This is a genomic window from Dolichospermum sp. FACHB-1250, assembly GCF_014696335.1.
GTDB lineage: Bacteria > Cyanobacteriota > Cyanobacteriia > Cyanobacteriales > Nostocaceae > Dolichospermum > Dolichospermum planctonicum.
On the sequence record NZ_JACJPZ010000087.1, the window covers coordinates 1 to 9846 of the forward strand.

The 9846-nt window shown below is 38.4% G+C and carries 12 protein-coding genes; 4 read left to right on the forward strand and 8 right to left on the reverse strand.

All coding sequences use genetic code 11. The annotated features are described in order from the left end of the window. Positions 1 to 135 precede the first annotated feature (135 nt). The gene (locus H6F39_RS19495; protein ID WP_190372807.1) at positions 136 to 810 is read right to left on the reverse strand and encodes a hypothetical protein; all 675 of its coding nucleotides are present in this window, start codon (positions 808 to 810) and stop codon (positions 136 to 138) included. Positions 811 to 905: 95 nt separating this feature from the next. Next, complete coding sequence (locus H6F39_RS19500) at positions 906 to 2195, reverse strand: FGGY-family carbohydrate kinase (protein WP_137908698.1); 1290 nt, start codon at positions 2193 to 2195, stop codon at positions 906 to 908. Between the two features lie 178 nt (positions 2196 to 2373). Between H6F39_RS19500 and psaM the strand changes: the two genes are divergently transcribed. Further along, positions 2374 to 2469 carry a photosystem I reaction center subunit XII gene (gene psaM, locus H6F39_RS19505; RefSeq protein WP_006196319.1) on the forward strand — a complete coding sequence of 32 codons (96 nt, stop codon included), beginning with the start codon at positions 2374 to 2376 and terminating at the stop codon, positions 2467 to 2469. A 268-nt stretch (positions 2470 to 2737) separates the two neighbouring features. Further along, positions 2738 to 3148, forward strand: coding sequence for a hypothetical protein (locus H6F39_RS19510; RefSeq protein ID WP_137908660.1), 411 nt, complete (start codon positions 2738 to 2740; stop codon positions 3146 to 3148). Between the two features lie 173 nt (positions 3149 to 3321). On the opposite strand, the gene H6F39_RS19515 is transcribed toward H6F39_RS19510, so the two are convergent. Next, on the reverse strand, positions 3322 to 4032 hold the full coding sequence (locus tag H6F39_RS19515) for a tetratricopeptide repeat protein (RefSeq protein ID WP_137908661.1): 711 nt from the start codon (positions 4030 to 4032) through the stop codon (positions 3322 to 3324). A 430-nt stretch (positions 4033 to 4462) separates the two neighbouring features. Here H6F39_RS19515 and H6F39_RS19520 point away from each other — a divergent pair, with 430 nt between their 5' ends. Beyond that, positions 4463 to 4927, forward strand: a complete 465-nt coding sequence (locus H6F39_RS19520) for a hypothetical protein (RefSeq protein ID WP_137908663.1) — start codon at positions 4463 to 4465, stop codon at positions 4925 to 4927. A gap of 12 nt (positions 4928 to 4939) precedes the next feature. Continuing rightward, entirely contained in the window at positions 4940 to 5497 is a 558-nt protein-coding gene (locus H6F39_RS19525) for a glutathione S-transferase family protein (RefSeq protein ID WP_190372806.1), read from the forward strand. Between the two features lie 196 nt (positions 5498 to 5693). On the opposite strand, the gene H6F39_RS19530 is transcribed toward H6F39_RS19525, so the two are convergent. The 5 genes from H6F39_RS19530 to cofG form a co-directional block, all read right to left on the reverse strand. Then, entirely contained in the window at positions 5694 to 6185 is a 492-nt protein-coding gene (locus H6F39_RS19530; protein ID WP_137908665.1) for a YajQ family cyclic di-GMP-binding protein, read from the reverse strand. Between the two features lie 103 nt (positions 6186 to 6288). Next, entirely contained in the window at positions 6289 to 6705 is a 417-nt protein-coding gene (locus H6F39_RS19535) for an MAPEG family protein (protein WP_190397256.1), read from the reverse strand. A 137-nt stretch (positions 6706 to 6842) separates the two neighbouring features. Then, positions 6843 to 7346: a DNA-processing protein DprA gene (locus tag H6F39_RS19540; RefSeq protein ID WP_137908667.1), complete on the reverse strand. Its 504-nt coding sequence runs from the start codon at positions 7344 to 7346 to the stop codon at positions 6843 to 6845. A 103-nt stretch (positions 7347 to 7449) separates the two neighbouring features. Continuing rightward, positions 7450 to 8298, reverse strand: a complete 849-nt coding sequence (locus tag H6F39_RS19545; protein WP_190397257.1) for an HpsJ family protein — start codon at positions 8296 to 8298, stop codon at positions 7450 to 7452. 165 nt (positions 8299 to 8463) lie between these two features. Beyond that, positions 8464 to 9423: a 7,8-didemethyl-8-hydroxy-5-deazariboflavin synthase subunit CofG gene (cofG, locus tag H6F39_RS19550; RefSeq protein WP_190397258.1), complete on the reverse strand. Its 960-nt coding sequence runs from the start codon at positions 9421 to 9423 to the stop codon at positions 8464 to 8466. Positions 9424 to 9846: the final 423 nt, after the last annotated feature.

Consider the following 9846-nt stretch of genomic DNA (forward strand, 5'->3'; position numbering starts at 1 on the left):
TGAAATTACCGAAACTCGTGAAATTATTGATAAAATTCTCAATAATCATGAGAATGAACCCCCCTTTATTGAGAAAGTTCTTTTTTGTCAAAGTCCCATACAAATAACTTATACATTGACTAATGTGTTTAATGCTTAAATTTTAGTAATTTGAGGATCTAAAATCATGCGTGTACCAGTATTATCTACATGATAGCTCCAGAATTGGCTTTTAACTTTAACAATTACTTCCCAACCTGGAATGGGATCAAAAATTTGAGCGCAAACTTCACCGAAATTAAAAACACAGGAATTACTAAAAGTTTTCTGAGTTGACTGAGTAATTTTCAGGTAATTTACTGCTAAACCAGAACGTTTAGAAGCATCACTCAAAACCGTATTAGCGATTTTTTTCGATAATTTGTGAGTAGTGATTTTTGGATCTAAGAGAATTTGTGAATTAGATTTATTGACATGATAGATCCAAGATTGTTCTTGTAACCTTACAGTTATAGTCCAACCGGGGATAGGATTATATTCCCTGGTACAAACTTCTCCAAATTTAAAAATACAGGGATTACTAAAAATAGTAGATGTAACTTGAGTAATTTGCAAATCAGAAACTTTTATCCCAGAACGTTTAGAAGCATCCCTGAGAACAGCTTGAGAGATAGATTTAGGTAAAATATTTTGATTTTGGCTTAACTGCAACCCTTCTAAACTTTGAGCATTTGCAAATGTAGCATTTTCAGTTACACCTAAATTACAGGCAATAGGTAATAAGCAAAAGGTAATAGGTAAGAGTAATGACAACCGACAAATGAAGTTCATAACCATATAAATTAATAATTCAATGCTGAATTAAACTGAACTTGACAACTTAAATGAAAACTTACAAAAACTTACAAATAAATAATCTTTTACCCTCATTCCTCCGTGTTCTCTGTGTCCTCTGTGGTTCGTTCCAAATTAATTTTTCCCATTGCCAAAAGTGCCGTTCCATAGGCTGCTTCCGTATTTTTTGATAAAACAATAGGTACTTTTAAATAACGTTGACGAATAGCAGTCCAAGTAGAATTTGCAGCACCACCACCGGCTGTATAAATATGAGTTAAAGGGTCTGCACCGAGATTTTGTAAAAGTTCATATCCTTTAGTTTCTATTCTAGCCATACCTTCTAATAAACCATGCAGAAATTCCTGATTTTGATCTGGACGTGGTTCTAGTTTTGGTAATAATTGGGGATCATTAATCGGAAAGCGATCGCCTGGTTTCAACAATGGATAATAATCTAACACACTGGCTTGAGTTGGATCAATGTCGGCACTTAACTGGACTAACTCTAGATCGCTAAAAAAATGTTTTAACACAGCACCACCCGTATTAGAAGCACCTCCAGTTAACCACAAATCACCTAAACGATGGCTATAAATTCCATATCGCGCATTTTCAATTCTATGGCGGCTTAGAAGTTTCAATACCAAAGTTGACCCTAGGGAAGTTACTGCTTCCCCCGGAAATTTAGCTCCACTGGCTAGAAAAGCCGCAATACTGTCTGTCGTACCTGCAACCACCAAACAATGGGCTTTAAAGCCAAATTCAGCGGCTATATGTGGAAGTAATTCACCAATGGGTATTCCTGGTGGGAAGACTTGGGGTAAATTGAGGGGAATTTGTAGCCGTTCTAGCCATTCTGGATATTGCAATTTTTCCACATCATAACCCAGTTTTAAAGCGTTGTGGTAGTCGCTAATACCTAACCTTCCATGCAGCAGAAAACCCAACCAATCGGCTTGATGCAGTAAATATCTAGCATTTATAAAAGAAGGTAATTCTTGCATCCATAGGAGTTTCGCTAGACTTGATGTAGCACTTAACACGGTATGATTGGCTGGTGCAATTTGGCTCAACCGTTCTAAAGCCATAGCTCCCCGACCGTCGTTGTACAATAGGGGCGCGTCCACTGGCTTTCCACTGTCATCAGTCAGCAAAATAGTGGAAGAAGTGCCATTAATGGCAATAGTCCCGATTTCCTGCCTGAAAACCTGCGGAATTTGCCCTAATAGACTCCATAAAGCCTCAGTCCAGCATTTTACCCAATCAATAGTCCCAACGTGCCAATGATGGCGCATGGCGGATACAATACGACCTTGTTGATCAATTACCACACCTCGCGCGCCGGAAGTGCCAAAGTCAATACCCAGGGATAAAGTCATGAGGGAGTAGGGGAGTTGGGGTTTGAAACGGAAAGATGATTTTTTGCTCACCAATGACCACTGACTAATTACGGTTTTTGTTGCATCTTGTAACAAGATGTTTCCTAATTTTGGTAAAACAGTCAAAAGTAGTAAGCAGAGTCTTGAAAATTAAGTTCAACTTAGGAGGATTTCTATCATGCCTATCTCAGATACTCAAGTTTACATTGCTTTGGCTGTAGCACTAATTCCAGGAATTTTAGCTTGGCGTTTAGCTACAGAACTATACAAATAGTACCCGAGTCATGTAATTCTGTTCCCGGTTATCAACTCTAGTATGGTAAGGTGTAGTTTCCAAACACTCATGGCTCTGGGCTAGGAGGATTTTGGAAATTGCACCTTAATTAATTTACCTGTAATTTACTTGGTAATATTTTTTCATCTTCATATTTGTTTAAATTTACGAAAAATGAAGTAATATAACAGCTAAACTAAACCGCAATTAGCACCTGTTTGCTTTTGACGGTAGTTGCCGTAAATCATGCAAGCCTTTTCTTACTATCATGAATGCGTTTCAACCATTTAGACCTCCTATACAGCCAGTAGAACAACGGCGAAATGTACCACGACCTAAACGATATTTACGCCAACGCGCTTACCAGGTAATGGCACTGGAAACTACAGCTAAAGTAGCAGTTAATACAGTTATTGGGGCAGCAGCGGTTTCTGCTCTAGTACAATTGTTACCTTACCATTGGTTACAACAGGACAAGCTGCGGGAAATACGTACCGAAGTTAAAGTCATGGAAGGGCGTGTCCAGAATTTGCAGACGGAATTTAGTCGCAATTTTGATCCTGGACAAGCTCAGAGTATTATGCAGCAAAAATCATACCGATTTACAGCAAATCAGCGTCCAGTTATCTTGATGAATCAAGATCAGACTGTCACGGAACAATCTGATTCAGTTCCATAAAAGTGCAGAAAATATATTAATCATCATGGTTATTAGGGTGACTATCAAGGGTATAAGTTTTGATTTAGTGAGAAAATTCAAATTTTCCAGATGGTTTCACAAATGACTTCCAAAATCCTGACTACTGAATTTAGCTATCTACCAAATTTACCAAATTAGTCTTCTTATTCTTCTTATTCTTCAAAAAATAGCAACTCGTTTAACCAGTTTTCGATTTGTAACCGTAAACTATAACTGAAACCAGCTTGATTCTTTAAAGATGGCAATTCTGCTAATGCGCGACGGTAATCAGCGATCGCACAATTCCAATCACCCCAGAGATGATAAGTACGTCCGCGTTCAGCCCAAATGTGTCCTTTGAGTTGACCAAAAAGTAGAGCAGTTTCTAAATTCTCAATGGCTTCTGCATATTCACCCAAATCCCGTAAAGTAATGCTGCGATTAATCCAAGCCCGAACATGATGAGGATTTAAATCCAATGCTTGTTCATAATCAGCTAATGCGTCCATTAATTGACCAGAAGCGGCGTAATAATTAGCTCTATTATTGTAGGCACTAGCTAATTTAGAATTTAAGTCTAGGGCTTTGTTATAATCACAGAGAGCTTTGTCTCCGTCACCACTTTGAAAATAAATCAGACCTCGGTTATTGTAATCAACAGCATTTTCAGGATGGTTGTCAATGAGATGACTTAAAAGAGCGATCGCTTTGGTATAATCTCCTTGTTGTGCTAATTTCAAAGCACAAGAGCGTAAATAGCGTTGTTCCAACATTGGTTCATTACCATCCGGTAACGGCGCACATTGATGACAAGGATTGTTTGTACTAAAAAAGCATACTAGACTGTTTGGGATACCAGAATTTAAAAAAGATTGCTTACTCATTATCTTCCCTATTTGATTTACTCGGTTTGTCAAATGAAGTTATAGTTTTCCGGTCGTGATGGCTCTAGGATTGTTGAAGGACGTAGATTCTACATCCTCAAACCATATCAGCCATAAATCTAATAATGTATACTTCATACCCAAGTTCAATTCCAGAATCAGTAAAAATCTGAAGAATTGAAGTGTAAATTTTCAAGATGACAGACAAAAAGCCAGAAGTAAGAGTTTGCGTTCCTTAATTAAGACAGAATAAGTAAGATTTTATTAATGACAACCAATTAACTAAGTAGGTGAATGGAAAAAAAACGACATAAGTAACGAAAAGTAAAGTTGCCCAAAACCTCTTCCCAGTTAAGAGTAAAGAGTTCCCTTGTCATAACGACAATTTTTAACGCCAACCTACTTACCAATTTTAGAAGAGACATTTCCCATGACAACAACAATTTCTTATGCTGATGCTACCGATCTCAATACTGATGACTATATTGTTCTTGGTTTAGCTACGTGCTTCTATAAAGAAGATGGGGAAGTGCATCAAATTGAAGTGATAGAACCCATTCCTTCCGCAGCATTAGAAGCCCTATGGAAAAACATTCCCACCTCTTACAGGCTGGCTTATGCAACGAATTTAGGATCTGTGTTAGATGGTGATAAAATGCTATTGCCAGAAGGCTTCCCAGAATCAGCGCAATTTGGTGATGAATTTGCATTGAGGTTATTTTCTGCGGCTCGTACCTACAAGCGCCGTGAAGCCTCCCAAAATCTGATTCCTCTGGGAACAACTAAAACGGATTTGAATTATTCCACAGAGCGCAAACGGGTACTGAATGCAGCCAGAGTGGTTACTAAAGAAGATAACATCAAACAACATTCCCACACTCACAAAGTTCTTTAATTTCAGATAACTATGTTGAAACTTTATGGTGGTAGTCGTAGTCGGGCTGCAATTATCCAGTGGTATTTAGAAGAACTGGAAGTTCCTTATGAGTTCGTTCTGCTCGATATGCAAGCAGGAGAACATCTCCAGCCTGATTTCTTGAAAATTAACCCTATGGGTAAAGTCCCCGCTATCGTTGATGGTGATTTTCAGCTTTGGGAATCAGGGGCTATTTTACTTTATTTGGCGGATAAATACGGTAAAACCGCTTTTTCATTAGAGGAGAAAGCTATCTTTACCCAGTGGGTATTATTTGCCAATTCCAGTTTAGGAACAGGTATTTTCATAGAAGCCAATCGTCAGCGAGAAATGCCACGATTATTAACTCCTTTGAATGAAATTTTGGAAAAACAGCCTTTTTTGCTGGGTAATGATTTTACCGTTGCAGATGTGGCTGTGGGATCAATTCTTTCTTATATTCCGATTATGCTCAAGTTAGATTTGAGTGCTTACCCAGCCATTGTGAATTATATTCAGTCTATGTCTGAACGCCCCGCATTTCAAAAAAGCATTGGTGGACGGAAGTAATTAATTAATAATTAATAATTGATAATTATCAATTGTTAATTATATAGGGGATTATCATAAGGGTGAGGTACAATTTTAGCGGGCAAGATGCCCGCACCACAATATTTTCACCACAAAATTTTCACCACAAGATTTTTACCACAAGATTTTTATCATTAAAATCTGTACCTCATAATATCGGAAACTGCCGTATTTTCTAACGATAATTTGTAAATTGTAAGGCAACAGGGAAGTCCTCTTGTTTAAGACGTTGAATAACAAGTTGTAAATCATCTTTTGATTTAGCTGTCACCCGCACAGCGTCACCTTGAATCGATGCTTGAACCTTCTTAATTTCGTCTCGAATCAACTTGGAAATTTGTTTAGCAATTTCTTGGCTGATACCTTTTTTCAAAGTAATTTCTTGCCTAACACGGTTGCCGCTGGCAGATTCAATTTTACCAAATTCAAAGATTTTTTGGGAAAGATTACGCTTGGCGGCTTTTTCCCGCAGAATGGTATGGACAGATTCTAAAGTAAAGTCACTGTCAGTACCAATAGTAATTTTTTCTTCGCTTAATTCAACTGTGGTTTGAGTGTCTTTAAGATCATAACGGCTTTTAACATCTCTGATGACTTGATCAATAGTATTAACTAATTCTTGTCTATCAAAGTCACTGACGATATCAAAGGAAAAAGTAGAGGCCATAAATAAAATTGGTAATTGGTAATGGGGAAGAGGAAACAGGAAACAGGGAACAGGGAACAGGGAAGATTAAAAATAAATATTTTCCTTATTCCCTTTTACCTAATTATTTAATTTGCATGAGACTGAGGTAAAACAGAGTTCCAGAACTAAAAGAAGCAATACCAAACATGAGTGATCTCAACAAAGGTATATTGGCAATATAGAAAATAGAGTATAGCAAACGAGCAATGATAAAGATGATCGCTGCATTCCCCCCAAGGGGAGAATTTACCCCAGTAACATAAGCCATTAAAGCTGCCGCTGCAAAAACCATAAATCCTTCAAAAGAGTTTTCATGGGCCCATGTTGCCCGTTGGGCATAGGGTGGTAGCTTGTCAAACATGGCGCGGGGAGCAGAAAGATCATATCCTATCTGGACTCTAGCAAAAGCTACTAATAAATAGGGTACATAAATGAGAACAGCCGCGACGACAATAGAGGATAAAAAGATAGCAGGTACTGGTAATTGAGATAGAGACATGAAATTAATTTAACAGGGTAATTGGTTTGTCCTTGATCATTGATTATCAATGGATAAAGGGTAATTTAGTCAAGTTATTACCCATTACCCAATGATAATTTACCATCTCTATCATTAGCTTTGCGTTAGGATTCACCCTAGTCAAAGTAGAAAAGTGTTACTACTTTTCGTTGTTCTTCTGCATCACTACAGGTTTGTAAGAGAGTACGACTATCGTGAAATGCAAAGCAAATTAATTGTTGACAACGAGAGACAATTTCCTTATTACATAAGTAACTCGCTTCAGCCAGAGACAGGTTATCATTGCTGGGGTTTTCCACCAGGTGCATGACCTCTTCTAGCTGCTGGCGTGATTCTTGGGGTTGACGTTCCAAACTCTGGGGTAAAATGACCGTGAGTAAGTTGGGGTCAGCCTTTGTTGCGCCCCGGATGGCCGCAGAGTTTGTGCCTGTAGCACCAGAAGTAATGATCCGGTTGCCCGATAGAATTAGGGCATAAGCCATCATTTCAATGAGCTTCTGATGGGTAATTGGCACATGACGAGAACCTAGCAAAGCTATCCGCTTAGAACCTGTTTGCTGGATAGTTGCTAGTTCTTGGGCTAATGTATCGAGGTTGATAGTTTCTATTGACTGACTCAAAGATAAAAATCATGAGATTAAACAACCCAGATATTGTACCAAACAGCGTGTAGATAGGACACTAACCAGAGTTACATCTTGCTACAATTTATTTGTTAGTTATTTATGAGGCTGATTTGCTGCGTCTGGAACTACTTTTGGAAACACCCGTACCTCTTAATCCTCTCCACCCGATGACAGTGTAACCAATTGACAACAATAAACTATTAATACCAGTTCGCAATTCTTTCCAGGCATCTGCTTGGGTTTTTTGCAACTGTTGTTCTTTTTGACTGTTAATTTGGTCTATTCTCTGGTTTGCTAGTTGTTGAGGGTCTGTTTGCTGGGCAATAAAATTATCCAGAGCTTGGGGATTTGCTTTATACTTTTTCAGTAAATCCTTCTGCGCCGTGGGTAATTGGCTGTTATTAAGTGCCTGAGTATACTTTTGCTCATCTTTAACCAGTTCATTTAGCTGAGTCCTGAGTTGCTCTTTTAATGCGGCACGTTGTTTCTCTACAGATGCTTTTACCTGATCATTACCAAGTTGATTTTGTATTTGTGCTAATTGACTTTTAACTTGGTTTTCTAACTGTTCTGCTTCTTGGTTAATCCGTGTTAACCCCTGTTCCTTGATTTGATTGACGTTAACCAGGTACAAGGGAAAAATCAACAAAAACATCAGTCCCAACAAACTAGAAAGTATAAAAATTGGCAACTTTAGACTAGGAGACGAGGGATCACTACTTTCATGAGTTCTACCAACATAGAATGCAGTTAGAATTGCTCCCAGACCAAGCAATGGTAAAAAACCCTGCTCTACAAGACTCCTACACAGGTTAATTTGCCAGAGTTTATCTGTAATTTCCAAAGGGAATAATAAAAATAGCCACCCTAGAAAAAACGACAGTATACAGATTACACCTATTGACTTTAGGGAGAAAGACGTATGAGAGGATGTACTAGTCGACATATTGGTTGACAGAGTAAATACATTAAATTATTTAGCATATTTTTCATGTCACTTTTACCATGTTATTCGAGAGAATCCGCAAAAGTTACATAAAAAGGTGCATATTTTTTTGACGTTGCTGAATTGGAGCAGGTTACTGAACTTGTGGAAGTTTATATATATATTCTATATTCTCCGCCATTGTTTTACCTTTTGTAGTAAACCTGCATCCAACCAATCATCAAACTGGGGATACACTGGTAAGCGCGGTACTAATTCCCAGCCACCAGGCTCTAAAATATTCCTAAGTTCTTGCTCTTGTAAATGAGGATAATCAGGATTAACTTCATCCTTGGGACTTATTCCCCCTAAATCCCTAGCCCCTGCGGCTAGACAAGCAAGTAACCAATTTTCATCTTTAACTAAATTAGGGGGAATTTGAATTGTAATGTCTGCTGGTAAAATTTCCCGCGCTTTGGCGATGACTTCTGGTAATTTATGGGGGTTAAATGGTGGTGTGTCCAAAGTTTGGACTGTTCCGGGACTGTGGGGTTGAAGAATCACCTCTTGAATGTGATGGTAAAGTTTATGTGACTCAGAAATAGCTACTAAAGTTTCCCACCAGTCTGACTCAGTTTCTCCTATTCCTAAAAGTAAACCCGTTGTAAAGGGGATTTTTAGCTCTCCTGCCCATTGTAACTGTTGCGATCGCACTTCTGGCAATTTACTCGGCGCGTGACGATGAACTGTATTTAATAGTTTTGGTGTCAACTGTTCTAGCATTAACCCCATGGAAACATTAACACTTTTGAGTTTTTCCATTTCAGTCCAACTCAATGGACCGACATTGGTATGGGGTAAAAATCCCATTTCTAGTGCCAATAAACACAAATCATAAATGCGCTCAAACCAGGGTTCACGCCTTGCTGAATCAGGATGTACCTCACCACTGAGGATGAGTATTTCACAGACGTTTTCATTTTTTAGTTGTGACAAAATTTCTTGAGCTGCCTCCAGAGTCAACCAAGGACTTTTGGCCGGTTCGCTGCGGAAATTACAGTATGTACAACGGTTAAAGCATTCATAAGTGGGAACAATAGTATAAGCAGGGCTGTAAGTAACAATATTCTGACTAGATAGAGACATATATAGTAGGAGTTGCAGCTAAAACACAGCTAATTTACAGACTTTGGCGGGCAAGATGCCCACCCCACAAGGTTTAGACTCCTATTATGCAGTTTAGGTGGTCAGGAGAAAGTAAAAAGTTCAAACCCCTGATTAGCAAAAAGATTAATCCCCGAAAGGCTGACTATATATAGTTTATAGCCCTAAAGATCACTTGGCTGAAAAAAATATTAAAAAATATTACGAAAACCCCTTTACAAATCTAAACATAAAGGTTAATATAAATTCATAAGGTAGAAACACCTACCAAAACATACATAACTCAAACGCCATTATAAACACATGACCACAACACTACAGCAGCGCCAAAGCGCTAACGTATGGGATCGCTTTTGCGAGTGGATTACCAGCACAGACAACCGCCTCTATATCGGTTGGTTCGGA

Bases quoted from the DNA above. Each gene is read 5' to 3' on its own strand.
- psaM (WP_006196319.1), top strand. From the start codon at position 2,374: ATGCCTATCTCAGATACTCAAGTTTACATTGCTTTGGCTGTAGCACTA.
- cofG (WP_190397258.1), bottom strand. From the start codon at position 9,423: ATGTCTCTATCTAGTCAGAATATTGTTACTTACAGCCCTGCTTATACT.
- H6F39_RS19525 (WP_190372806.1), top strand. From the start codon at position 4,940: ATGTTGAAACTTTATGGTGGTAGTCGTAGTCGGGCTGCAATTATCCAG.
- H6F39_RS19510 (WP_137908660.1), top strand. From the start codon at position 2,738: ATGAATGCGTTTCAACCATTTAGACCTCCTATACAGCCAGTAGAACAA.
- H6F39_RS19535 (WP_190397256.1), bottom strand. From the start codon at position 6,705: ATGTCTCTATCTCAATTACCAGTACCTGCTATCTTTTTATCCTCTATT.
- H6F39_RS19520 (WP_137908663.1), top strand. From the start codon at position 4,463: ATGACAACAACAATTTCTTATGCTGATGCTACCGATCTCAATACTGAT.
- H6F39_RS19515 (WP_137908661.1), bottom strand. From the start codon at position 4,032: ATGAGTAAGCAATCTTTTTTAAATTCTGGTATCCCAAACAGTCTAGTA.
- H6F39_RS19530 (WP_137908665.1), bottom strand. From the start codon at position 6,185: ATGGCCTCTACTTTTTCCTTTGATATCGTCAGTGACTTTGATAGACAA.
- H6F39_RS19495 (WP_190372807.1), bottom strand. From the start codon at position 810: ATGAACTTCATTTGTCGGTTGTCATTACTCTTACCTATTACCTTTTGC.
- H6F39_RS19500 (WP_137908698.1), bottom strand. From the start codon at position 2,195: ATGACTTTATCCCTGGGTATTGACTTTGGCACTTCCGGCGCGCGAGGT.
- H6F39_RS19545 (WP_190397257.1), bottom strand. From the start codon at position 8,298: ATGTCGACTAGTACATCCTCTCATACGTCTTTCTCCCTAAAGTCAATA.